This window comes from Xylanimonas sp. McL0601, assembly GCF_049852175.1.
Lineage (GTDB): Bacteria > Actinomycetota > Actinomycetes > Actinomycetales > Cellulomonadaceae > Xylanimonas.
This window is the reverse complement of the sequence record NZ_CP187527.1, coordinates 288,711-313,713: the sequence shown is the minus strand read 5'-3', so window position 1 is coordinate 313,713 and position 25,003 is coordinate 288,711. Positions and strand designations below refer to the sequence as shown.

The 25,003-nt window shown below is 70.7% G+C and carries 19 protein-coding genes; 5 read left to right on the top strand and 14 right to left on the bottom strand.

Annotated elements, in window-relative coordinates; all coding sequences use genetic code 11:
* Window positions 1-22: 22 nt before the first annotated feature.
* From ACO4JP_RS01385 to ACO4JP_RS01350, 8 genes are all read right to left on the bottom strand, one after another.
* The gene (locus tag ACO4JP_RS01385; protein ID WP_425955610.1) at window positions 23-2,158 is read right to left on the bottom strand and encodes an alpha-galactosidase; all 2,136 of its coding nucleotides are present in this window, start codon (window positions 2,156-2,158) and stop codon (window positions 23-25) included.
* 118 nt (window positions 2,159-2,276) lie between these two features.
* Window positions 2,277-3,917: a GH39 family glycosyl hydrolase gene (locus tag ACO4JP_RS01380; RefSeq protein ID WP_425955609.1), complete on the bottom strand. Its 1,641-nt coding sequence runs from the start codon at window positions 3,915-3,917 to the stop codon at window positions 2,277-2,279.
* Window positions 3,918-4,123: 206 nt separating this feature from the next.
* Window positions 4,124-5,089: an ABC transporter ATP-binding protein gene (locus ACO4JP_RS01375; RefSeq protein ID WP_425955608.1), complete on the bottom strand. Its 966-nt coding sequence runs from the start codon at window positions 5,087-5,089 to the stop codon at window positions 4,124-4,126.
* A gap of 6 nt (window positions 5,090-5,095) precedes the next feature.
* Window positions 5,096-5,896 carry an ABC transporter permease gene (locus ACO4JP_RS01370; RefSeq protein ID WP_425955607.1) on the bottom strand — a complete coding sequence of 267 codons (801 nt, stop codon included), beginning with the start codon at window positions 5,894-5,896 and terminating at the stop codon, window positions 5,096-5,098.
* Window positions 5,896-6,705 carry an ABC transporter permease gene (locus tag ACO4JP_RS01365; protein ID WP_425955606.1) on the bottom strand — a complete coding sequence of 270 codons (810 nt, stop codon included), beginning with the start codon at window positions 6,703-6,705 and terminating at the stop codon, window positions 5,896-5,898. The genes ACO4JP_RS01370 and ACO4JP_RS01365 overlap by 1 nt, the downstream gene beginning before the upstream one ends.
* Window positions 6,706-6,716: 11 nt before the next feature.
* Window positions 6,717-7,883: a serine hydrolase domain-containing protein gene (locus ACO4JP_RS01360; protein ID WP_425955605.1), complete on the bottom strand. Its 1,167-nt coding sequence runs from the start codon at window positions 7,881-7,883 to the stop codon at window positions 6,717-6,719.
* Between the two features lie 200 nt (window positions 7,884-8,083).
* On the bottom strand, window positions 8,084-9,910 hold the full coding sequence (locus tag ACO4JP_RS01355) for a hypothetical protein (protein ID WP_425955604.1): 1,827 nt from the start codon (window positions 9,908-9,910) through the stop codon (window positions 8,084-8,086).
* Window positions 9,911-10,568: 658 nt separating this feature from the next.
* Window positions 10,569-11,072, bottom strand: coding sequence for a hypothetical protein (locus tag ACO4JP_RS01350; protein ID WP_425955603.1), 504 nt, complete (start codon window positions 11,070-11,072; stop codon window positions 10,569-10,571).
* A 65-nt stretch (window positions 11,073-11,137) separates the two neighbouring features.
* On the opposite strand from ACO4JP_RS01350, the gene ACO4JP_RS01345 reads away from it, so the two are divergent.
* From ACO4JP_RS01345 to ACO4JP_RS01335, 3 genes are all read left to right on the top strand, one after another.
* On the top strand, window positions 11,138-12,109 hold the full coding sequence (locus ACO4JP_RS01345) for a helix-turn-helix transcriptional regulator (protein WP_425955602.1): 972 nt from the start codon (window positions 11,138-11,140) through the stop codon (window positions 12,107-12,109).
* 361 nt (window positions 12,110-12,470) lie between these two features.
* Window positions 12,471-12,749, top strand: a complete 279-nt coding sequence (locus ACO4JP_RS01340) for a hypothetical protein (protein WP_425955601.1) — start codon at window positions 12,471-12,473, stop codon at window positions 12,747-12,749.
* A gap of 334 nt (window positions 12,750-13,083) precedes the next feature.
* Window positions 13,084-13,761: a TetR/AcrR family transcriptional regulator gene (locus tag ACO4JP_RS01335; protein ID WP_425955600.1), complete on the top strand. Its 678-nt coding sequence runs from the start codon at window positions 13,084-13,086 to the stop codon at window positions 13,759-13,761.
* A 90-nt stretch (window positions 13,762-13,851) separates the two neighbouring features.
* On the opposite strand, the gene ACO4JP_RS01330 is transcribed toward ACO4JP_RS01335, so the two are convergent.
* From ACO4JP_RS01330 to ACO4JP_RS01305, 6 genes are all read right to left on the bottom strand, one after another.
* Entirely contained in the window at window positions 13,852-15,033 is a 1,182-nt protein-coding gene (locus tag ACO4JP_RS01330) for an FtsX-like permease family protein (protein WP_425955599.1), read from the bottom strand.
* Window positions 14,940-15,743 carry an ABC transporter permease gene (locus ACO4JP_RS01325; protein ID WP_425955598.1) on the bottom strand — a complete coding sequence of 268 codons (804 nt, stop codon included), beginning with the start codon at window positions 15,741-15,743 and terminating at the stop codon, window positions 14,940-14,942. Before ACO4JP_RS01325 ends, ACO4JP_RS01330 begins: the two co-directional genes overlap by 94 nt.
* Window positions 15,740-16,540, bottom strand: coding sequence for an ABC transporter ATP-binding protein (locus ACO4JP_RS01320; protein ID WP_425955597.1), 801 nt, complete (start codon window positions 16,538-16,540; stop codon window positions 15,740-15,742). Before ACO4JP_RS01320 ends, ACO4JP_RS01325 begins: the two co-directional genes overlap by 4 nt.
* 84 nt (window positions 16,541-16,624) lie before the next feature.
* Window positions 16,625-17,293: a response regulator gene (locus ACO4JP_RS01315; RefSeq protein WP_425955596.1), complete on the bottom strand. Its 669-nt coding sequence runs from the start codon at window positions 17,291-17,293 to the stop codon at window positions 16,625-16,627.
* On the bottom strand, window positions 17,290-18,564 hold the full coding sequence (locus tag ACO4JP_RS01310; RefSeq protein ID WP_425955595.1) for a sensor histidine kinase: 1,275 nt from the start codon (window positions 18,562-18,564) through the stop codon (window positions 17,290-17,292). Before ACO4JP_RS01310 ends, ACO4JP_RS01315 begins: the two co-directional genes overlap by 4 nt.
* Window positions 18,565-18,665: 101 nt before the next feature.
* Window positions 18,666-19,628, bottom strand: a complete 963-nt coding sequence (locus ACO4JP_RS01305) for a helix-turn-helix transcriptional regulator (protein ID WP_425955594.1) — start codon at window positions 19,626-19,628, stop codon at window positions 18,666-18,668.
* 166 nt (window positions 19,629-19,794) lie between these two features.
* Here ACO4JP_RS01305 and ACO4JP_RS01300 point away from each other — a divergent pair, with 166 nt between their 5' ends.
* Together ACO4JP_RS01300 and ACO4JP_RS01295 are read left to right on the top strand one after the other, a co-directional pair.
* The gene (locus ACO4JP_RS01300) at window positions 19,795-23,664 is read left to right on the top strand and encodes a carboxypeptidase regulatory-like domain-containing protein (protein ID WP_425955593.1); all 3,870 of its coding nucleotides are present in this window, start codon (window positions 19,795-19,797) and stop codon (window positions 23,662-23,664) included.
* Between the two features lie 372 nt (window positions 23,665-24,036).
* Window positions 24,037-24,969 (top strand): glycosyltransferase, encoded by a 933-nt coding sequence (locus tag ACO4JP_RS01295; protein ID WP_425955592.1) that lies wholly within the window; start codon window positions 24,037-24,039, stop codon window positions 24,967-24,969.
* Window positions 24,970-25,003: the final 34 nt, after the last annotated feature.

The window sequence follows — 25,003 nt, the reverse complement described above, 5'->3', positions numbered from 1 at the left end:
CTGCTCGGACGGGGGGCGGGGGTCAACATGTGACCTCGCTCAGGTGCAGGATGAGTGCCTGGATGGGCTGAAGGGTGGGCAGCTGGAGGCCGATCTCGGCAAGGACCCGTCCGGGAGCCACGAACGGCTCCTTCCCGATCCAGCCGGGGGTGCACCAGCCCCCCAGCCGCGCGTTCCCGATCTCGTCACGGACCCGGACGGTGTAGGTGCGGTCCGGATCGAGCCCGGTCAGCCGCAGGCGCGGGGCGAGAGCCTCGTCCGGTCCGCGCACGCTGGTGACCGTCCACAGTGCTTGGGATTTGTCGGCGGCGATGACGCCGCGGGCGTGCAGCGCGGGGTCGAGGTGGTCGGGGTGGACGACCGTGCCGGTGTGCAGCAGGCCGCGCAGCTCCTTGTACAGCGCCGCGTAGGCGGCCACTTGCGCGAGCTCGTCCTCGGTGCACCCCATCAGGTCCCATTCCAGGCCCGCATGCCCTTGGAGGGCGACCGCGGCCCGGTACGACAGCTCGGTGGTGCGGCCCGAGACGTGCGCAGGCGAGGGCCCGATGTGCGAGCCGATCAGCTCGGGGGGCAGGACGAGCTCGGTCCAGCGGTGCGACTCCTGCCGCTCGACCGGGTCGTTGTTGTCACTGCCCCACACCCGGTCGGTGTGCGCAAGGATCCCCAGGTCGGTGCGGGCACCACCCGAGGAGCACGACTCGATCTCCAGGCCTGGGTGCGCGGCCTTGAGCACGTCCATGAGCCGGTAGGCGGCGAGCGTCTGCTCGTGGGTTCCCGGGCGTCCGTCGTGCACCGGCTCGAGCAGGTCACGGTTGTGGTCCCACTTGACGTAGTCCACCCCCACGCGGCCGATGACCTCGGACATCTGCGAGCGCACGTGCTCGAACGCCTCAGGGTTCGCCAGGTCCAGCACGTACTGCTGCCTGTGCGAGAACCCCTCCGCGTCCGGCACCGAGGCCGGGTTGTGCAGCAACCAGTCCGGATGGGCTCGGGCCACCTCTGAGTCGAGGCACACCATCTCGGGCTCGAACCACAGCCCGAACTGCATTCCCAGGCCGTGGACGAGGTCGGCGAGCGGCTCCATCCCGTCCGGGTACATCACCGGGTCGACGACCCAGTCCCCCAGCGAGGAGGTGTCGTCGCGGCGGCCGAGGAACCAGCCGTCGTCGACGACGAACCGTTCCACTCCCACCTGCGCGGCTCGGCGGGCCAGCGCTTCCAGCCGCTTCGGGTCGTGGTCGAAGTACACGGCCTCCCACACGTTTAGCACCAGCGGCCGGGGTGTGCGCGGGTGCTGATCACGCGCGCGCAGCCATGTGTGGAACCGGTCGGAGACCCCGTCGAGACCGGCGTCCGACCACGCGAAGTACACCGTCGGCGTGCGGTACGACTCCCCAGCGGCGAGGTGGATCTCGTGCGGGCGCAGCAGCTCACCAGCACCCAGGAGCGTCACGTGATCGGAGACCCGGTCGCACCGGTGACGCATGTCGGCGCTCCAGCCCAGGTGGACGGCCCACACCTGACCCGACCTGCTGAGCGGTTCGCCCTCGGTCGCGAAGGTGACCCAAGGCTGATCGTGCCCGGCCCGGCCCCGGCGCGTCTCACGCAACCACGCGCCCGGGGGCATCGTCGTCGTCGTGGGCGTCTTCTCCTGGCTCCACCGTCCACCAAAGGACGTGAGGTGATCGGCGGTCTTCGGCACGGGGAGCATTGCCTCGAGGTGAACGACCTCGATCACCCCTTCACCGGTGTTCGTCAGCTCGTGACCCACCTCGACCAGGCCACCCGCTCCGATCGCGAGCCGGGAGCGCAGCAGGAGGCCGTCAGAAACCGCGGTGAGGACGACGGACGCGCCGTCGTCGGAGCGCTCGACGCCGGAGACTCGCCAGCGCGGGAAGACCGGCCGACCGTCACGCGCGACCAGCAGCCCCGGACGTCCTGACCACCCATCGCCTTCCTGGGGCAGCAACGACAACCGCCACGCGGTGTCGAGCGTGCCCGGAGCCGACTGTCGCGACGTGGCGCGCTCCAGGCTGGCGAGGGTGTCCACCGTGAGCGTGCCCAGGTCCGCACCCCAGTGCAGCACCGTGGGCAGACCCGCAACGGGCACCGAGAGGACGACGGAGGAACCGTCCCTGGACAGCGCGACGTATTGCATCTCGGGAGTCAACCCTCCACACCCCCGCCCATGACACCGGCGACGGGCGCGAGGGTGGCGCCCTTCTTGCGGGTGATCCTCATCGTCGAGGTTCCTTTCGTGCTGGAAGTACGTGCGCTCAGTAGGTGGGCTTGGGGGCGACCGAGGCGACGGCCCAGGCGGGCAGGTCGAGGTCGATGTCGAGGACGCCGTCGTCCGAGACGGTCAGGACGGCGCGGTGCAGCCGGTCGGCGACATCGCGCAGCTCGGCGGTCTGCTCGCGTGAGAGGTTGAGCGGCGAGCCCATCTGGTACCACGCCTCTGCGACGTTCCCGTGGTTCCAGTCGAGGATCTCGACGCCGAACTCTGCGCCGGGGGTCAGGCCCTCGATGGTGTGCTGGACGCGACGAGCGGGTCCCATCTCGGCAAGTGCACGCGTGTCTGCGTACGTGCGCTGCGAAGCCAGCCCCGTCTTGCCCATCTCGGACGGGTAGTTGTAGAAGATCGCCGAGAGGTCGCCCGTCGCAGAGGAGCTGGTGATGGCACCGTGCTCCAGCTCGACCAGGAGCCGGTCACCGAGGCGGTTGAGCATCGCCATCGCGTGGAACGCCGGCTTGTGCAGGCCCTGCTCGTTGACGAAGCCGAACCCTCCGTGGAACGGGCCGATGCCGGCGCCGCCCTCTTCGAACACGTCGGTGAAGGTCCAGTACGAGATCGACTCCGCGAGCGGCGAGCCCTTGATGAAAGCGCGCACGATGTACGACGCCGGGAAGAGCGTGTCGTGGATCGCGTCCCGGCTGGACGGCGACGTCGACCACTCGGTGATGTGCAGCTCGGCGTCCGGGTACGGGCTGTTCTCGATGACCTTGCGCATGCTCTGCAGGTCGAGGTACGTGGCGTCCCGCTGGCGCGTGATCGCACTCACCTTGCCGAGGGAGTCGGCTGCGTAGTCCGTCGGGTACAGGTGCGTCGACAGGAAGTCGACCGGCAGCCCGCGCTGCGCGCAGTACTCGATGAACTCGTGGATCCAGACCGGCTGCCAGTCCAGGTCGTCGGGGTCGGCGGCGACCGCCGTCTCGACCTCGAGCGACGGGTCGTGCCGCTCCCCCGCGTAGCGCGCGTCGGGGACGAAGACGCTCGTCGACGGCCCACCGACCTTCAGCTGCGGGTCGATCGCCTTGATCGCCTTGGCCGTCGCCTCGTACAGCTCGAAGTACTGGGTGCGGGTGCCGGTCCAGAAGTTCGGTACGAGGTTCGGCTCGTTCCAGACCTCGAACGGCCACCGGCGGACCTCGTCGATCCCGTAACGGTCGATCCAGTGCTGGACGGTCGTGGTGACGAGCTCGACCCAAAGCCCCATGTCCTTGGGCGGGCTGCAGTGCGCCTTCCACCAGAACAACGTCTCGGTCTGGGTTGCCAGCTGGCGCGGCATGAAGCCGAGCTCGACGAACGGGCGGGCCCCGGCGTCGAGGATCGCGTCGAACACCTTGTCGACATAGGAGAAGGTGTAGACCGGCTCAGGCAGCGGCTCCGCGGGACCGAACCCGCCACCGTTCTCCGTCCGGTACACGAACATGTCGTCATGGAACAAGCCATGGAAGCGGACATAGCGCGCCCCCAGGACGTCGACGGCCTCACGGAAGTGCGCCTGCCAGTCCGAGCGCAGCGCCTCGTTCGCTCGGCCCGCGCCGACGCACTCGTTCCAGACGTGTCGCAGCGCAACGCCAGCCGGCTTCTGTCCGTCGATCAGCAGGGACGACGGCAACGCCTCATGAGGCATGGAGAACTCCTTTGGTCCCACTAGCAGTACGATCCGATCATTGACCGAAAACTTTTCGTTCCCGGTGTATCGCTCGCTCAGGGTAGCGAATGAGCGTCACCCCGCAAAGTTGCTTGCCACGCCGCGCTACGGTCGGCGCATACTTCAGACCAGGACTCGAAAATGTTTCGGCAGGGAGGATGGAGTGTGCGAGGACGGGCTCACGCTCAGCGCCTGCTCGACGTGTAGATCTCGGTGATCACCCGCTCCATCGGGAGCTCCCGGATGGAGATGTCCTTGATCTCCAGGCGCCGCGACAGGGTAGCGAACAGCTCGGCAGGGCCCATGAGCGAGATGTCGATCTCGATCGTCATCTCGCGGTCCGACCGCCGCCCGACGACGCACAGCCCCTCGAGGTCCGCCTCGCTCGCCGGCCGGGCCAGGGTCAGTTCGACGATCTTCGTCTCCCCGAGGCTGCGTCTGAGGTCCGGCAGCGACCCGTCGAAGACCTTCGTGGCGCCGCCGATGATCACGACGTGCTCGGCCAGCCGCTCGACGTCCTCCAGGTCGTGGGTCGTCAGCAGGAAGGTCGTCCCCCGTTCCTGCATCCCCCGGACGAAGTCCCGGATGGCCGCCTTGGCGATGGTGTCGAGGCCGATCGTCGGCTCGTCGAGGAACACGACCCTGGGCCTGTGCAGCATGGCCATGATGAACTCGCACTTCATGCGTTCACCCAGCGAGAGGACACGCGCCGGCACCTCGATCTTGTCCGCGACGTCGAGAAGTGACACCAGCTCGTCGAGCGTCTCGCGGTACTGCCCGGCGGGAACCCCGTAGATCGCCTTGTTCATGAGAAAGCTGTCGACCGGCGGGATGTCCCAGATCAGCTGCGACTTCTGGCCGAACACCGCGCCGATCTCCTGGACGTAGCGTCTGCGGTCGCGGAATGGTTCGTATCCCAGCACCCTGACCGTCCCTGACGTCGGGAGCAGGGCGCCACACAGCATCTTGATCGTCGTCGACTTGCCCGCCCCGTTCGGGCCGAGGACGCCGCAGATCTCACCGGCCTCGATCGTGAAGCTCACGTCGTCGACCGCCGTCACCGTGGTGGGCTCACGGCGGAACAGGCCCTTGCCCCGCTTGTGCGTCAGATACGTCTTCGAGACGTTCTCGACCTCGATCGCAGTTCCCATGAAGTGCTACCCGCCCACGCCTTGATAGTGACGAATCTGGTGGTGATAGAGCCACACGCCGAAGCCCAGGAATGTCGCGCACGCCGCGGCCGCCGGCCACAAGCCTGCGACGCTCCGCCCGAGCAGTGCCGAGGCCGGATAGAAGCCCACCATGCCGACGGGGACGACGAACGTGACGATGGCCTGCACCGCTCCCGGGAAGACCGGCAGCGGATAGTGCCCGAAGATCCGCACGCTGTCGGCGATCTCGGGCAGGCGGGAGTTCCCCACCCACCGGAAGGACGTGGCCGCCATGACGAGAGCAATGCCGGCCATGACGCACAACCCGGCGAGGAACAGCCCGAGGAAGGTCAGCACGTCGGTCGCGGAGACCGCGTGGATTGATCGGGAGGCGGACCAGGCCATCAGTACGGCGCCCCCCAGGGCGACGCCCGCGCTCTCCGGCTGGACCGTGGTCAGGATGATGAAAGGCAGGGGACGGACGGGCTTGAGCAGGACGACCTCGAGCGTGCCCTCGCGGACCCGGTCCATCGTCACCCCGACCACCCTGCCGAGCGCCAGCCCCGACAGGCCGGCGGACAGGGTGAACACGGACTGGATCAGCAGCACCTCGTCGGCAGTCCAGCCGGGGAACCCGGCGCCCGACCCGTAGATCAGCACCGTGACCAACGGGAAGGCGAGGTTCCCGACGAGCGTGATCAGACTCGACATCAGGAAGCTCGCCCGATACGTGGTGGCCTGCCGCGCTGCGATGCGGAGGCAGACGCGATAGGCGCTGGCGTAACGCCGCGCGGCGACCGTCTCCATCAGTTGTTCGCATCCGTGAACCGCCGGGTCGCCGCCCGGTACAGCATCTCGCTGAGCAGGAACATCACCGCGACGGCGGCCGCCTGGCAGCCGACGACCTGCGGGATGGACAGCTCGATGCTCCCGAGGCTGTAGGCGCCCGTGAACACCATCGCCGGCACGTACACCATGTACTGGAACGGCAGGAAGAACTGCAGCACCTGCAGCCAGTGGGGGAAGAACACCAACGGGATCAGGGCTCCGGACAAGAAGCCGCTCAGGACACTGATCGCCGCGCGCAGGCCGCCGGAGTCGACGAGCCAGAACGACACCAGCCCCAGGCAGTAGCGCACGTAGAAGCCCATGAGGAAGGCCAGCGCCACCGTCACCAGGAGCCACCCGACGCTGGCCGGTCGCATGTCCACGCGGAAGAGCAGCACAAAAATGAGGAGGCACGGCAAGAACTCGAACACGAACCCCAGCGCCCGATGCCCGACCTTCTGGGAGAGGGCGAAGAAGCGATGGTGCAGCGGCCGCAGGGCGAACGTCAGATACCGCCCGGTGCGGACCAGCATCGACAGGTTCCAGTCGGCGAAGTCCATCGTCAAGTAGCCGATGAGCGTCGCGGCACCGAAGTACCGGATCATCTGCGTCAGCTCGAGGCCGTGCAGCGTGTCCGTGCCGCCGTACACCGCGGTCCAGACGAAGTACTGGACGACGAAGTAGACGGGCCCGACGAAGACCGACACCAACGAGTGCGTGCGGTAGGCCGCCCATTCCTTGTACGTCACTACCGAGACGGCCCGCATGACGTCCCACTGGCGCGTCAACGGCAGAGCCGTCACGTCAGCCCGGACCAGATCACGTTCTGCGTGCCGTACAACGCGTCCGGGAAGAACTGCCCACGCTCCGTGAACGGGACGAAGACCGAGGAGACGATCTCCTCTGTCGGGTCCACGATCAGCTGCACATACCCCGCGCCCTCGTGGCAGTACGTGCTGTCCGAGTACGTGAACTCCACCCGGTCCGCCTTGTCCCACCCGATGCCGTAGCGGCGTGGTTGCCCGCCCGCGTCCCAGCAGTAGCTCGGTAGCGCGGCCGCCGGCGTCGTCATCTTCTCCACGGCCTTGCGGCCGAGGATCCGGGCCCCGTCCAGCTCGCCGCCGTTGAGGAACGCGTTGCCGAACCGGTTGAGGTCATAGGGCGTGGAGCTCATGCCCCCGCCGGTGCCGGGGATGCCGCGGAACAAGTCCTCGCCGCGCAGGGCCTTCTCGATCCGGCCGGCGAACCACGGCGTGACCATGTACCGGTCCAGCCTGTCCGGCGGCGGCGTGAAGAACGTGTCGGCCAGGCCCAAGGGCGCGGCGATCCGGTCCTCGATGACGGTGTGCGCCGAGCTGCCGGTGACCTTCTCGATCACCCAGCCGAGCACGACGAAGCCGAAGGTGGAGTAGAGCCACTGCCGGTCCGGCTCGTCGCGCACGCCAAGGGCGAGCGCCGCGGCGATCGGGTCGAACGGCTCCCCGGACGCGGGGTCGTGCAGCGTAAAGCCGCCCTCCAACGCTCCCCAGTACGTCATGTCGTATTTGTTGGGCAGGCACCCGTAGTCCGGGTGCATCCCGGAGCTGTGCGTCAGCAGATGGAACACGGTGATCTTGTCGAAAGGCGGCGTGCCGAACTGCGGCAGGATCTCGCCGACGGCCTGGTTCAGCCGGACCAGCCCGTCCTCGACCAGCTGCATGATCGCCGTCGCGGTGAACACCTTCGTCATCGACGCGACGAACTGGATGTCGTTGGGCCGCATCGGTGTCGCGTCGTCCAGGTAGGAACGCGGTCCCACCGCGCCGTGCAGGAACACCTGCCCTCGCCGGGAGATGCAGTACGAGGCGCCCTGGATCTTCTTCTCGTCCATGAGGCGCTCGAAGTGCCGGGACAACGCATCGACGCGACTCTCGTCGAAACCGACGTCGGTGGGTGAACACTCGACCTTGCCTGCCGTGTGCTGCAACCCCGGCTCCTCCCTTGGAGTCGTGCGTTCCAGGCGTTGCGGCGCGCGCTCAGTACGCCGGTTCACGGCACACCCCGTTGGTGCCGCAGTCGCCGGGCGCGAGCGTAGCGTGGCGACGAAGTTTCTGGAACGGGTATTTCGCGAAGAAGGTCTCGACTCATGACACGCGCTCGCGGAAGGTCCCACCGTGCCACCGGACCTCACCCCAGCCCGACGACCGCATCGTCGTCGAAGCGGTACAGGTGCCCCGCGATCGCCGTCGGGACGCGGCCGCCGACGGTCGCCCGCCACTCCCGCGCACCGCTCGCGAGGTCGATCGCGGTCCACCGGCGGTCGGTGCCGCCGTCGGGGCTCCGGCCGAAATCGTTGAGGGCCTCGACGAGCACCGCCCGGCGCCCGTCGGTGTACACGGCGACGATCCCGTCCAGGCCGAGCGGGCCTCCCGACCAGGTGTTCGCGGGGTCCCAGGGCACGGTCCGCCACAGCCTGGCACCGGTGCCGGGGTCGCGGGCGGTGATGTCGGTGCCCGTCGACGTAACGAGCGTCCGCGCGCTGCGCACCAGCAGCTCCATCGCCGAGCCGGGGTCGGTCCACCGTTGCGTGGCGTCGAACGCGTCGTACACGGATGTCCCCTCGGTGCCGGTTGTGATCAGCAGGTCGTCGTGCGAGCCGTCCGTCGCAAGCGGGGACAGGACGGTCCCGGCGACCTCGCCCAAACCCTGGCCGCCCGGACGGAACAGATGGACCACGGGGTCGACGCCCTCCTGCTGTTCCCACGTCGTGGTCACCCCGCCGTCGGCGGCGATCGTCACCGAGCCCTTGCCGGGCGTGGGGTCCTCGACGACGTACGCCCCATCCCCGAGCGAGCGGACCGGGGAGCCGAAGCCCTGCAAGGCGGGCTCCACCGCCAGGTGCGTGCTCAGCACCGCCCCCGTGGCGAGGTCGAGCGCCACGTCGATGCCGCAGGTGGAGTACCACGCGGTCCGGCCGCTGCGGTCGTACCGCGATCCGAGGCTGGCCGCGACGACGGCGGGCAGAGTGTCGTCAAGGGCCGCGAGGCACGGGCTGCTCCCGAGCGGCGTTCTTTCCGGGACCGTGGAGCCCGGCACCGTCGTGGTCCACAGCGCCGCACCCGTCACGGCGTCCTCGAGCCGGATGCGCCGGTCGTGCACGACGAGCGGGGCGTCGAGGACCGGCGAGATGGCTCCGTCGGGCGACGGCGACGCGGCACCGTCCCGGACCGCGGGCACCTCGTCCGGCCCGCCGACGACGTCGACCCGCACCAGCGTCCCGCCCTGTCCCACCGCGAGGAACGCCGCCGCCGCCCGGTCCGCGATCTCGCGCTTCGCAAGGATCCGCCCGCCGGGACCGACGACTACCACGCCGTTCTGCTGCTCGCCGGTGAGGCAGGCCAGCTTGTCGACGACGTCGACGCTCGGACGGTCGAACGTCAGGATGGGGCCGTAGAGGAAGTGGCGGGGGCGGGAGCCGCAGTCCACCACCCCGGGCAGGCGCACGCTCCAGCGGACCCGGCCCGAGCGTGGATCGATGCCGTGAAGCGTGGTGCCGTTGGACGGGTCGCCCCGGCTGTCGACCACGAGCAGCCCGTCCAGCACGGCGACCGGCGTCGGCTCGGCGACGGCGGTGGACCAGCGCTCCATCGGCGGTCGGTCCAGGCCAACGACGCCGCCCGGCGCCGACGCGAGACGCTCCAGCAGGTAGTAGTCAGCGGCGCTCCGGTACGACGCCGTCGCTGCCGCCCCGGAGGCGACCGCCACGGCGAGAGCCGCGAACACGGCGACCGCCCGGCGGCGTCGGCGGGTCGCGGTGCGGTCAGCGCCCCCGGGCGGACCGAACCTGCGGCCGCCGTGGCCGGCCTCGTCGGGGCCGGGCGCCGGCGGCCATCCCGGCAGCACCGCCTCGGGCCCCGCCGAAGGCGCGGCGAAACGCCCCGCGCCGGACGCGTCCTCGTCGTCCGGCAGGAGGTCGAACTCGACGTTCTTACCGGGGTCACGGCGTCGGGCCACTCGCGCAACGTAGCGCCTCAGGCGCCCGCCTGCCGGTGAAGTAGACCATCTCCTCCGTGCGGCGGTCATGGGGGTCGGCCCGCGAACTCGTACCCCGGCACAGACGGACGTGCGCCGGGCGCGGGCAGGCGGGAGGGAATCAACCATGTGGGACCGGAGCCGTCCCGTGTTCACCGGCGTAGACGGCCTCCACGAAGGCCGCGCCATTGGCCGGGGTATAGCCGTCTTCCAGCTTCCACAGAGCTCGGCTGAACCGGGAGCGCGCTTCGGGACAATGATCCCAACGAGCGGTGCGGTGAACACGAAGTAGTGGTCGTCGGACTCGGTGACCCGGTCGGTGCCGTCCTACGTGACCGAGGTCGCCGTGGGGAGGTCCGTACGCAGCGGACCTCCGCGAGCTCGACCAGATCGGTTCGTAGCGGCTCTGAGACGTGGATTGCGTTATTCGCGCAACATCAGCGCGATGGCGGAACTGGACCCTGATGATTCCGTTTGGCGGCTCATCGTAAGGGACCCATCCTTTCGAGTGAGCGTGACTGTTGATCTTGACGTCAGCGATACGTGGCTGGCAGCGATGTTCGCGAAGCTTGAGGCAGTCCGCGAGCTCGTCCGCACCGCATGACGGACGCGAGCTCGTTTGTCTGCGTAGTCCAAGATGTCACTCCGCATCGGTAGTCGACACGACATCGCTTGACCGGCGGGTCACGTGCATGTGCCAGTTGGTGAGCCAGGTCCGCCCCTCGTTCACGGAGAACGCCTGCTCCCAGTGGGCGGTGGTCTCAGTGATCTGCGACCAGACGAAGCGGACCTTCACCTTGCGGCCGCCGTGCTCGTCGTCGCCGTGGAAGACGCCTGTGCCATCCGGCTGGAAGCGGCCGGTCACTGGCGGGAAGAGCGTGCCGGTGCGCTTGCTCGCCCAGTACAGGGACCACGCGTCGGCGGCCGGGTCGTACAGCCGCAGTGTCAGTCCGGCGAAGCCCCTCGTCGGGAACTCGATCTCGTCGAAGCTGGCCCTACCGTCGAAGTGCGTGGAGGCGCGGGTGACACCGGGGAACGTCTCCCAGCGGTCGTCGCCTTCGGCGGGGTCGAGGAAATCTTTGCGCCAACGGTTGACGACGTCGTAGGTACCGGTCAAGAAGTCGAAGCCAGTGCTGTTGTCCATGCGCAGGAGGCTAGAACCGCTCCCCTGACACCAACCGTCAGTGGATCAGGATAGGTTTCCCCGACGTGCGCGCCAGCCGACTCGTCACCCTTCTCCTGCTGTTGCAGAACCGTGGCCGGATGACCGCTGCAGAGCTGGCGGCGGAGCTGGAGGTGTCTGTCCGCACGATCTACCGCGACGTGGAATCGCTCGCTGCGGCGGGTATCCCGGTCTACGGGGAGCCGGGCCATGACGGTGGCTATGCGCTCGTCGACGGCTACCGCACTCGTCTGACCGGGCTCACCGCCCAGGAGGCGGAGGCGTTGTTCCTGGCCGGGCTGCCAGGGCCCGCGGCCGAGCTAGGGCTCGGCTCGGTGCTGACGGCGGCCGAGCTCAAGCTCGAGGCCGCTTTGCCGGACGAGCTGCGACGGCAGGCCCGCCGCATCCGCGAGCGGTTCCACCTCGACGCACCCGGCTGGTACCAGGAAGCGGACGACGTCCCGCACCTACCGGCGGTTGCGGCGGCGGTGTGGCAACAGCGGGCACTCCAGGTGCGCTACCGGGGCTGGTATGCCCCGGAGCCAGTGGAGCGGCGGCTCGAACCCTACGGGATCGTGCTCAAGGCAGGCCGGTGGTACGCGGTCGCGCACGCAGGCGGTGACTCCCCCCGTATTTACCGGATCAGCCAGATCCTGGATCTCCACGCGCTCGACGACGAGTTCGCGGTGCCCTCGGACTTCGACCTGACCACGTACTGGCAATCCCACACCGAACAGCTCCAGGGCCGGCTCTGGCGGGGACGTGCGCAGATCCTGATCTCCCCGGCCGGAGTCGACCGGCTGCGGGAATTCGGGGCGCAGACGGTCATCGACGCCGTCGAGGCGGGCGAGGATGAGCACCCCGGCGGCTGGCGCCGCGCATCGATACCGATCGAGACCCTGACCCACGCGGAGGGCGAACTGCTGAGGCTGGGCGCACATGTGAAGGTCGTCGGCCCGCCCGAGCTGCGGGAGCGGATCTCGGCAACGGCGCGGGCACTTGCAGCGTTCTACCGCTGAAGGCGGTGGGCTGACACGCGGTCGCCCGTCCAGCCCCACGTGCGCGCGGGTTGCTCAAGCGCCCAGCCGCGTGTCACCAACGTCCCAGGACAGCGCACCCGGCCTGGGGCTGCCATCGCCCGGGCATCCGGGTGACGGACTGAGACAAGAAGGGCACCATCGCGGCCCTGGCGGCGGACGCCGACGACGCGCTGGAGGCGACCGGTACCCCTCGGGCGATGGCACGTGGGCGGGGTGTTGACGTGTAGCGCAGATTGCGCGGACACACCGCTGTACTTTGCGTGATCCCGGGCGAGTCGTAGGCGTCGCGAAATGTAGCGTTGCCCGCCTCACTGGTCGCGATCACCGAGAGCCTCCGGTCATGACCGAGGTCGTGGCACCGCGAGGACGCGGAAGCCGGATCCGCCGGGCGTTCATGCCGTCCCAGCGCGACGGGTGGGTGCTCGTCAGCCTGGTGGCGCCCGGCCTCACGCTCATGGCGCGGGACGACGGGACGTGGTCGGTCGTCGGCGGAGCCGCGATCGTGGTCCTCGTCGCGGCGGGCATCGTCACACTCGTCTGGTCGGGTCGGCGCGCCGCCGACGGCGACGCCTTCTGGCGTGCGGTTCCGCGCGCCGCCGCGGTGCTCCTTCTTCTCTGACGCCGCTGAACTTTGCCTGATCCCGGGCGTGTCGCTGGGATCGCGCAAAGTAGGTTGCGGCTACGGGCACGCGACGCGCGATGTCTCCCTTCAACGCTCGTCGTCGATCGGTCGACGGCTCATGGCTGGGATCTGATCTCGATCGTCGTGCCGTGCCGTGCCGAGTCACGCTGTGCTCTCACCGGGTGCCCGGTGCACTCGCAGAGGCGCCCGCCGTCTCGCCGGCGAGCCGGGTGGAGCATCGTAGAGAACAACGAACATGTTCGCAACGAATGTGCTCGTTGATTCGGTGCCAAGACTCGTTCGTGACGAACGCGTTCGCTACGGTGGGGCCGTGACCGCAGTCCGCAGCAGGCGCGAACGTCCGGCAAAGCCCGCCCTGTCCCGAGAGTGGATCGTCGCCGAGACGATCGAGATCATGCGTACCGAGGGCCTGGAGAAGGCCACGATGCGCCGGGTCGCCCAGGCCCTCGACACCGGGCCGGCCTCGCTGTACGTGTACGTGGCCAACACCGCCGAGCTGCACGCGGCGGTCCTCGACGAGCTCATCGCCTCGCTCGAGCCCGGCACGGGTGACTGGCGCTCGCGCCTGGAGAACCTGCTCGACAGCTACGCCGAGGTGCTCCATACCTATCCCGGCCTGGCACGCTCGGCGCTCCTGCTGCGCCCGACCGGCCCGAACGCGATGCGGCTGTACGACCAGATCCTGGGGCTGCTGCTCGACGGCGACATCGACGCGGACCGAGCCGCGTGGGGCGTGGACCTGCTGTTGCAGCACGTCACGGCGACGGCTGCCGAGCACAGCACTCCCGCGCCCGGGATTGCCGACGAGTCCGCTGAGGGCAAGGTCCACGCCCTCGCCATCGCCTTCCGTGCCGCCGACCCGCAGGCCACCCCGCACATCGCCGCAAACGCCGAGTCGATGGTCTCGGGCACCCCGGACGAGCGAACCGGCTGGGCGATCCGGGCTCTGGTCGCAGGCATCGCCGCGACCCCGATCACCGAGGCCTGACGGCGTCGAGCAGCGTCGCTGCGGCGGTGCGGGCTGCGTCCACGACGCCGTCGAGGAAGTCGCACAGCGACAGCAGGCGCGACCGTCCCGTCACCGGGGCCGCGTCGCGCCGACTGCGGTAAGCAGCGGCACGGCGACGCCCGCGAGCGCGACCGTTCCGGTCAGGGCGCCGAGAACACCAAGGTCGACGTCCGGCACGGGAGCGCCCAGAAGTCCCTGGCCGACCCCCGCCAGCGCGGGCAGGGCGCACGCCAGCCCGACGAGGAGAGCGGTCGCGGTGGCGATCATCGACTCCGTCAGGATCATCTTGAGCACCTGTGCCCGCGTCGCTCCCGCCCGCTGCAGCCGGGCAAGCTCCGATCGTCGCGACCTGGTGGTGATGACCAGGGTGTTGGCCGCCATGACGAGCACGAGGGCGAGGAGGGCGAGCAGCAGCGCGGTCGAGAGGTTCTGCTGGCGCGCCGCGCCGTCCTGCACCCCGCGGGCGTAACCGTCGACGTCGGTCGCCGTGAGACCGGTCGCGCGGATCGCGGTGCGCACGGACGCGACGTCGGCGTCGTCGGCGACCCGCACGAGCAGCGTGCGGCCCCCGACCGGCCCGGCCCCGGCACGATCTGCGCCCGCCGCGCCGATGAGGTAGTCGCCCAGCGCCAGGCCACGTTCGTAGATCGCGGCGACGACGAACCGTGTCTCGGTACCGCCGAGGCGGACGTCCACGGGATCGCCGATCCTTGTCATGCCGGGGGCGGCGTCCCGGCTGACGGCGATGGCGTGGCCGTCGGCGAGGGCGGCGAGCGACCCGGCCACCACCTCGGGGTCGACAAACCCACCGCCGTCCGGCACCACGAGCAACGAGGACGTCTCCCACGACCACGTGTCGAGGACGGGCAGATCCGCGTAATCCTCGTCCAGCCGGACCTTCGCGGGGACCGTCCTCACCACCGCTGTGGACGCGACGCCGGGCAGTCCGGCCACCGCGGCGGCCTCGCGGTCGGACGCCGGTCCGGGCACCACGAGGTCGGCGACGACGCTCTCGCGCACATGTCGGCCTGTGGCCTCCACCAGCGCGTTGCTGGCACCGGACTGAACCGTGCCGACGGCCAGGAGCAGCGCAAGCGGCACGATCGCCCCGGTCATGCGGCGGGAGTACCCCCGTGCGTTGAGCAGTGCCAGCGTGGTCATGGCGCGGGTGCCGCCACCGACGACGTCGAGCATCCGGCGCGCCGTCGATGCGAGGAGCAGCGGCCCGGCCAGAGCGGCCGCGATGACCATGAGGAAAGTCGCGAGCGATGCCCCGGCGGCACCTGTCGCCCCGGGCACGAGGAGCGGGCTGGCCGCCATCGACAGGCCGACGGCCGCGAGCACCGCCGCGGCCGACGCCCGGCCGCGTGACAGGCCCGTCGGCTCGACCTCAGCCGTCCGCGCGGCGCTGGTGGGATCGAGCCGCGCACTCGCGCGCCCGGCCAGGCGGGCCGTCCCGAGAGCCGTCGGACGAGCAGGGCCAAGGTCACCACCACGGGCCACGGCGAGAGCGTCGTCGTGAACCCGGCCGGAACGATCCCGGCGTCCGCGAGCGTGCCGGCCACGCGCGGGGCGAGCCACAGGCCGGGCAGCACGCCGAGCGGGACGGCGGCGGCGAAGACCAGCAGCACCTCGGCCGCGACGAGCTGTCGCACCTGCCCGGCTGTCGCGCCGACGGCGCGCAGCATCGCGAACTCGCGGGCGCGCGGGCGCAGCGCGGCGCTGAACGTCGAGGCGACGACGATCAGCGCGATCACCACGGCGGTGCCCGCGAACGAGGAGGCGACGGCCAGGAGCGCCGACCCGGCGGGGTCGCCGGCGTGCCGCACCCCGGCCTCGAACCAGACCCCCGTCGCGGTGAGCAGAGCCGCGGTGAGCGCCACGACCAGCGCGCTGCCCGCCAGGGCCCCCCCGTGGACGCGCACGGCGGCGCGGGCCGAGGCCCAGACGACGGCGCTCACCGGCCCAGCTCCGACATGCGGGCCGTGATCTGATCAGCGGTCGGCGACTCGAGGGAACCCGCCAGCCGTCCGTCGGCGAGGAACAGCACCCACTGGGCCACCGCCGCGACGTGCGGATCGTGCGTGACGAGCACGAGCGTCTGCCCGAGGGCGGCAGCCGTCGTGCGCAGCACGTGAAGCACCTGCGCCCCCGTGTGAGAGTCGAGGGCTCCCGTGGGTTCGTCGGCGAAGACGGCCGCGGGCCGGGTGACCAGTGCCCGAGCGATCGCGACACGCTGCGCCTGCCCGCCGGACAGCTCGCCCGGCAGGCGGTTCTCCAGGCCGGCCAGCCCGACGGCGTGCACCAGGTAACGGCGCAGCTCCTCGTCGGGCTCGTGCCCGCCGAGCAGCGACGGCAGCGCGATGTTCTCCGCCACGCTCAGGTGCGCGATCAGGTTGTACGCCTGGAACACGAACCCGATCCGGTCCCGCCGCAGCCGGGTGACGTCGTCGGGCCGGAGCGTGGTGAGGTCAGTTCCCCCGATGACGACGGAACCGCTGGTCGGGGTGTCGAGGCCTGCGGCGCAGTTCAGCAGCGTCGACTTGCCGGAGCCGGACGGCCCCATGATCGCGGTGAACGAGCCGGGCTCAAGGTCGAGCGAGACCCCGGCCAGAGCCTCGACCACACCATCACCGTCGGGGTAAGTGCGGCGGACCTGCACGAGCCGGACGGCGGGGCCGGTGGCCGTGGGCCGCGCGCGTGTCGCCGTCGCGGGTGTCGTTGCCGCGGGTGTCGTTGCCGCGGGTGTCGTTGCCATGGCGACGACGCTACGAAGCGGGGCACGACCGCCACGAGAGTCGCGCGATGCAACTCTCGGGCCTCCTTCCTTCGATGCAGGACGTCAGGGTTCACCCACCGCGACGACCCGGTTCTGGTACGCCCAGACCACCGCCTGCAGCCGGGAGCGCACCCCGAGCTTCGGCATCATGCGCGCCAGATGCGACTTGACCGTCGAGACCTCGACGACGAGCCGCTCGGCGATCTCCTCGTTCGACATGCCCTGGGCGAGCAGCAGGAGGATGTCGCGCTCGCGCGCGGTCAGCAGGTCGGCACCACGCTGAAACGTCACCGGCTGCAGCCGCCGCCGGGTGGCGAACTCGCGGATCACCCGGTGCGTGAGGGCCTGGTCGAGGGTCCCGCGGCCTGCGGCCACCTCCCGGACGGCGTGCACGATCACGTTCGGCTCGGCGTCCTTGAGCAGGAACCCGGACGCGCCCGCCTCCAGCGCTCCAAACACGTACTCGTCCAGGTCGAACGTCGTCAGCACCAGGACCGGGACGGGGTTGGCAACGTCCGGCCCGCACAGCTCCCGTGCGGCGCTGATGCCGTCCCGGCCGGGCATACGCACGTCGAGGCAGACGACGTCGGGGCGCAGGTCACTCGCCAGCGCAACAACCTCGTCCCCGTCGGACGCCGTGCCGACGACGTCGAGATCCCGCTCGGCCGCGAGCAGCGCGGCCAGGCCCGCACGGGCCAGCGCCTGGTCATCGGCGATCACGACGCGGATCATGCGCTGCCTCCCGCCGGCCCGGCCAAGCAGTCGCGGGGGATCCGCAGCCGCACCTCCCACGCTCCGTCGATGGTCGGTCCGTAGCGCAACGTCGCGCCCGCGAGCTCGGCCCGCTCCCGCATGCCGAGCAACCCGTGCCCGCCCGACGTCGACGGCGGCACGTCCAGACCGGGCCCTTCGCTGCAGACGGTCAAGACCACGGCGTCGTGGGCGCTGTCGTCCACGGTCACGACGCACGTGGCACCCGGAGCGTGGCGGCGGGCGTTGGACAGCGCCTCCTGCACCATGCGGTACGCCGCCAGCTGCGCGACGGGCCCCAGCCCGGACCCGAGGGCCGCGCCGTCGCTCGCGGGCCTGATCTCGATCGACGCCGTCCCGACGTCGCCGTCGACCAGCTCGCGGACCGCGGCCAGCGTGAACGGTCCGGACGCCTCGGCGGCGCCGTCCTCCCGCAGGATCCCGACGAGCCGGCGCAGGTCGTTGAGCACCAGGCGGCTCTGGGCGCGCACCTGCCGCACGCCCTCGTGAGCGGCGGCCGGGTCGGCGTCCACCTGCCGATCGACGGCCGCGAGCATCAACGCCATGCCCGACAGGTGGTGGGCGGCGATGTCGTGGACCTCCCGTGCCATCGCGGTGCGCTCGGCGGCGACCGCGGACCGCAGCAGCGCGTCCTGCTCCCGTGCGAGCGCCTCCAGCTCACCAGCCCGCGCCGCGAGGACCGCGCGCCGCGACGCGACCCACAGCGCCGACACGACACCCGTGGCGACGAGCACCGCCGCCGTCCCCGTCGAGGTAGCGACCATTGCCACGGAGAGCCCGCCATGGGAGAGGGCATTCGCGACGGCGAGCCCGCCCGCCACCAGCGCTCCCGCCGCCATGAGTGCGGTACGAACGTGAGTCAGCGGTTGGGCGACCACCGTTCGGTAGACGACCACGAGCACCGCAGGGTTGACCAGCCCGGACGCATCACCCGGTCGCGTCACTGCGAGCAGCACGACCACTGCCCCCACGACGAGCAGCGCGCTGACCGGCCGCAGACGAGCCCAGGCGACGGCCGCCGCCGCCAGCGTGATCGCGACGAGCGCCGCACACCACCGGACCCCGCCGAGGGCCGGGACGTCCGCGGTCACGGTCGGTTCGAGCGCCGACGCCGCCGGCAGGATCAGCAGGCCGACGCCCGAGACCGCCCAAGTCACGGCGGCGGTCAGGACGTCGCCGCGACCCAGCGCGCGCGCAGGCGTCGAGGCATCCGCCGCGGGCGTCGTGGGCACGGGTCATCGTCGCACGCACTTCTCAGGGCCGAGCGTCCCACGACGGTCCTCGGTCGACGGCTGACCGCGGATGGTCAGCCGTGCAGTGCCGCCGGACACGGCTAGACCCAGCCGTGGCGGACGGCCTCCATCCCGGCCTGGAACCTCGTCTCCGCGCCGACCTCGGCCATCATCCGGTGGACGTGCCGGTGGACCGTGCGCACGCTCCAGCCGAGCGTGCGGGCGATGGTCTCGTCCGTCGCGCCGCTGGCCAGCAGGCCGAGCAGCTGCGGATCGACGGCCGGTCGCTCCTCCGCGACGCCGATGCGGTTGAGGGGGACCGCGTGGTCCCACAGCGCGTCGAAGAGCTCGCTGAAGGCATCGAGCATCGACGAGGGATGGACGAGATAGGCCGCCTCGGCCGCCTGCCCGCCGTTGGTCACCGGGATCAGCGCCAGCTGGTCATCGGCGAGCACCATCTTCATCGGGACGTGGCTCGAGACGCGGGCCCGCTCGCCGTGCTGGATCCGCCGCCAGACGTCGTCCATCCGACCCGGGATCTCCAGCGCTGACTGGTGGTAGAGGACGCGGTAGGTGAGGCCACGCTGCTCCGCCTGGCGGTATTGCTCCGGGTTCCCCGACACCGGGTTCTCCAGGTAGGGCGGACGGTCGAAGGAGCGGATCTCGTGGCGCGCCGACCGCTGCATCCGCATGAACGCGGCCTGCACGTTGGCCCCGCCGTCGATGATCTCGACCAGGTCGGCCGGGTCCTTGCGCTCCGACCCGCGGCGGGCATGCTCGGCGGCGAGTCGCTGGGCGTGGCTGCGCAGGCGGAGGAGGTCGTGCTCGCGCTCGGCGATGAGTGCCGTGGCCACGGCGTCGGGTGCCACCGCGGCGTACCTCGAGGGACGGCCCGGTAGTCGCGTCGCCAGTCCGCGCTCGGCAAGCCGGCCCAGGATGCGGGCGACCTGGCCGCGCGCCAGGCCGGTATCCCCGGCCAGGTCACTGGGATCGGCCTGCCCGCGCCGCACGAGCGCCTCGTACGTCGCCTCCTCAGGGCCGTCGATCCCCACTGCGTCCCACATGGCTACCTCTCGTCAGGAACCGGACAGGTGACAGGAACCCGAAGCCAAACACCGGTGACCACACCGGTCGACTTCTGACACGATCCTGCAATTGCTCAAGGCTGTCTGATATCTGACACACACGGTACGCGCGACAGGAGACTCGGGGATGGGCGCACTTCGCCGGATGGTTCAGACGTTGGTGGCGGCAGCACTCGCCGGGGCGACCCTGGCGGGCACCTCGGTTCCCGCCGCAGAGGCCGCCGCACCACCGTCCCACGGGAGCCACGCGGTCCCCGCCGGGTGCAACCGCGGGAGCACCGCCGCCGACGGGACGACGCCCCTCGCGCGCTGCTTCGCCGTCGGCCTGGCGGACGGCGACGGCGACCTGGTCGAGCAGGAAGACGAGCCGCTGCCCGGCTCCTTGGGGCCGGCCGAGATCCAGGACGCCTACGCCCTGCCGGACGGCGGCGACGGTCGCACCGTCGCGATCGTGGACGCGTTCGGCTACGAGGACGCCGAGGCCGACCTCGCGGTCTTCCGTGCTCACTACGGCCTTCCCCCGTGCACCACAGCAAACGGCTGCTTCCGGAAGGTCGACCAGCGCGGCGGGACGGACTATCCCGTGCAGAATGCGGACTGGTCCATCGAGACGGCGCTCGACGTCGACGCAGTCTCGGCCGCCTGCCCGAACTGCCACATCTTGCTTGTCCAGGCCGACAACAACGGCTCCTTCAGCCTGGGTGAGTCGGTGAACACCGCGGCCGACCTCGGCGCGGTGGCGATCTCCAACTCCTACGGCGTCGCCGGCGAGTTCCCGTTCGAGAGCTACTACGACCACTACTACGACCACCCGGGCATCGCCGTCACGGTCTCGTCGGGCGACATCGGCAACCTGCAGGGCTACCCGGCCACCTCACCCGACGTGATCTCCGTCGGAGGAACCACCCTCACCCCGGACGATTCCTCTCCGCGCGGCTGGCGCGAGACCGCCTGGAGCGACGGCGGCAGCGGCTGCTCCCTCTACGAGCCTCGCCCGGCCTACCAGGACGACATCGAGACCGGCTGTGCCCAGACCCGCGCGACGGCGGACGTCGCGGCCGACGCCGACAGCGAGACGGGGCTCGCGGTCTACAACACCCTCGGCCAGGACGGCTGGGCCCAGTGGGGAGGTACGTCGCTCTCGTCCCCGCTCGTGGCGGCGATGTTCGCGCTGGCCGGTGAGCCCGTCCCGGACAGCCACCCGGTCACCTACCTGTATCGCCATGGCCTCTCCCTGCACGACATCACCGACGGGAGCGACGGCTACTGCGGTGACGTGCGCTGCAACGCCGGTCCCGGCTGGGACGGCCCCACGGGCGTCGGCACGCCCGACGGCGTCTCCGCGCTGACGCTCGGCGACTACGGCTACGTGAGCGGGACCGTCAGCTCCGCCAAGAAGCCGGTCCCAGGCGCCACGGTGACCTTCACCGACGCGACCGGTTACGCGTCCGACGTGGTGACCGACGAGAAGGGGCGCTACCGGCTGGCCCTCGCCGTCGGCAGCTACCGCGTCGTGGCCGGCAAGCTCGGCTACGCCGATGCGACCAGCAACGGCCTCACGATCGCCGCCGGCGGGACCACCACGACGAGCTCGACCCTTCAGCGCCTCGCGACGCGGACCGTCACGGGCACCGTGCGGGACGGCTCCGGGCAGGGCTGGCCGATGTACGCCCGCATCACCGTCGACGACGGCCCGGACGCACCCCTCTACACCGACCCCTACACGGGCCGGTTCAGCATCGACCTCCCCGTCGGCTCGACGTACACCCTGCACACCGAGCCGGTCGACATGCCCGGCTACGCCGCCGCCGAGACCCGGGTCGACGTCCCAGCGGGCTCGTCGGCCGTCACCCAGGACGTCGCGCTCAGCGCCGACGGGTCGGTCTGCAGTGCGGCCGGCTACGCGTACACCTACGCCGGTGCCGGCACCCGGTTCGAGGGCTGGTCGTCGGCACGTGACGGCTGGCGTGTCACCGACGACGCGCACACCGGCAAGACCTGGGTGTTCGACGACCCCGGGACGAAGGGCAACCTGACCGGTGGAGACGGTGGCTTCGCCATCGTCGACAACTGGGCGGGCACCACGGCGACCAACGACACCAGCCTGCTCAGCCCGGTCGGCGACCTGTCGGGGCAGAGCGCGCCCGTCGTCGGCTTCGACACCTACTACTACGACTACGGCTGGGGCCTGCAGGACGGCGATGTCGACCTCAGCCTGGACGGCGGGACGACCTGGGAGAACGTCTGGCATGCACCCGACGCGTTCGTCCAGGGGCACGTCGAGGTGCCGATCCCGCAGGCCGCCGGCCGGTCGGACGTGGTCGTGCGCTTCCGGTTCAGCGGTGAGTACGACAACTTTTGGGAGCTCGACAACGTCGTCGTCGGGGCCCGATCGTGCGACCCCGCTCCGGGCGGGCTCGTCGAGGGCGTGGTGAGCGACGCGAACACCGGGGAGCCGGTGACCGGCGCCGTGGTGACGGCGGACGGAGCGCGGCCTGCCGTCAGCCAGGCGACGCCGGACGACCCAGCCACCGGCGACGGCTACTACTGGCTGTTCCACCCCGGTGGCACGGCCGTCACCGCCGCGGGGCGCCACTATGAGACCCAGTCCGCCTCCGTGGCGGTGGCCGCTCACCGCGTGGTACGCCAGGACTGGCAGCTGCGCGCGGGACGTGTGTCCGCGACGGCGGCAGGCCTCGAGGTGAGCGCCGGCCGTCACGGGGCGGACCCCGGCAGCGTGACGCTGACCAACAACGGAGCGGTCCCGGCGCACGTGAAGGTCGTCGAGCAGGACCGCGGCTTCACCCCTGTCGGCGGCCACCACGCGGCGGCCTCGCCCGGAGCGCCCCTGAAGAAGACACCGCTCCACGACGCCACGGCGTTCCGGCCCAACGAGCGGCATGCGGGCACCACCGCGCCGTCGGCGCGGGAGGCCGAGGTGAACCCCGCCTGGTCCGACCTGCCGAACTTCCCCACGCCCATCATGGACAACGTCGTCGCGGAGAGCGACGGGGTCGTCTACTCGGTCGGCGGGTTCACCGACGCCGGCATCACTGCGGCGGGGTACGCCTACGACGCCGACGCAGGCTCCTGGCAGCGGATCGCCGACCTCCCGGCGCCACGTGAGAACGCGGTCGGCGGGTTCGTGGACGGACGGCTCTACGTCGCCGGCGGGTGGGACGGCAAGGGCAACCTCACCTCGACGACCTTCGCGTACGACCCGGCGGCGGACCGCTGGACGCGCGTTGCTGACATCCCCGCCCCCAGCGCCGCGGCGTCGGGCGCGGTGGCGGACGGCGGGCTCTACATCGTGTCGGGCTGCACCACCGTCATGTGCACGGAGGCGACGCCGACCTACCGTTACGACCCCGACGACGACGCCTGGACGCGCCTCGCGGACTACCCCGAGCACGTCGTCATGGCTGGGTGCGCAACGCCCGGCGAGGGCCTGGTTTGCGCCGGCGGCCTCGTGCCCGCCGAGTTCGCGGGGGACGAGCACCCGGTCTCCTCCGCCTACCGCTACGTCCCCGGCTCCGACGCGTGGACGGCGGTCGCGGCGCTGCCGTACCCGGTGTGGGGAGCGTCGTCCGCCGGCGCCGACGGCCGCCTTCAGATGGTGGGAGGCATCACCGGAGACATCATCACCAACCAGGCGGTCGAGTTCGACCCCGCCACCGGAGCTTGGTCCGCCCTGCCGAACGCGACCTACCCGATGTTCCGCGGCGGTGCGGCCTGCGGGCTCACCCGCGTCGGCGGCTCGATCGGGGACGGCTTCGCCGCACCATACGTCGAGCGCCTCCCCGGCCAGGGTGCGTGCGTGAGCGGCGACGACGTGGGCTGGCTGGCGACCGACAAGACCGAGGTGGTCGTGCCGCCGGGCGGTTCCGTCCAGGTCCGCGTCGCGTTCGACGCCGCGGCGACCTCGGAGCGCGGGACCTATGCCGCCCGGCTGGCCTTCGTCACCGACACGCCGTACACCGTCCCGCCGGTCGACGTCTCGCTCAGGACGAGGTGAGACACATCGGCTGCACGTCGACTGTCGACGTGCAGCACAGATTGCGCGCACACACCGCTGTGCTTTGCGTGATGCCGTACGTGTCGCCTCATTCACGAAAAGTAGGTTCCACAGACCCGCGACACCGCAGCTCGCGCCCACGCCGAGCTGAGCCCGGGCGCCCCGGCTGGCTACTGTCAGCCGGTGCGCGTTCTCTGCTCGTTCGTTGGTGGCGCTGGCCATCTTGTGCCCCAGCTCCCGTTGCACGTCGCCCTTGCCGAGGGGGGCCATGAGCTCACTCTGGTGGGACGTGAGTCCGCTGTCGCTGCTGCGCCGGTAGGCGTCTACCAGCGGATCGCGGCTACGACGGATCGTCGAACCCAGATTGCCGACGTGATCGCACCGCTTGTGCCGGTCGATATCGAGCACGAGTTGTCCGTCGTCGAGCGCTACTTCGCGGGCGACGCCGCGCAGCGTTCGGCGGCATCGATCAGCAGTGAGCTGGCAGGCGCCGACCTGGTGGTGTGCGACGAGCTCGATTTCGGCGCGATGGCCGCCGCCCAGAGCGCCGGTGTCCCTGTCGCCGCCGTGGCGGTCATCGCCTCCGGAGCTCTCGTCCGGCCAAACCGGCTCACCGACGCGCTGGAGGCACTGCGCGTGGGACTCGGCACACCGGCGCCAATCCGCCCGCGCGGCGACCTGTTCGTCGTCCCGTTCGCACCGGCAATGCGTGATCCGCGCTTTCCCGCACCGGGCAATGCCCTGTGGATGCGTCCCGAGCCGGGGCCCGCCCCGCGCACCGAGCCCTACATCGTCGCCACGCTCGGCACCGAGTTCAACACCGAGTCCGGCAATCTGTTCGACCGGATCCTGACCGCGCTGGCCAGAGTCGGAACGCCCGCAACCGTCGCGGTCGGGCCGGACCTGGATCCTGCCCGCTTTGGGCCCCAGCCTTCACATGTGCGGGTCGAGCAGTACATCGACCTCGACGCAGAGCTCTCGCGCGCTGACGTCGTCCTGCACCATGGAGGCAGCGGACTGTTCGTCAGGTCCGTGCTTGGCGGGTCCGCCCAGATCGTCTTCCCGATGGGAGCAGACCAGCCGTTCACCGCTGACCGCGTACGAGACCTGGGGCTGGGGTACGTCCTCGATCCGGTGACAGTAACCCCTGACGCCATTGCGGACGCTGTCATGAGCGTTCGCGCCGACCAGCGGGTGAAAGGTCGCGTCGAGGCGCTCCGGAGGGAAACCCTCGCTCTCCCCACTCCCTCCACGGTCGTCGCTCGACTGCAAGCCCCCGCAAATTCCGCCGCACGTGAGCAGTAACGGCGCCCGCATCCGCGGCCTGTTGTTCTACTGA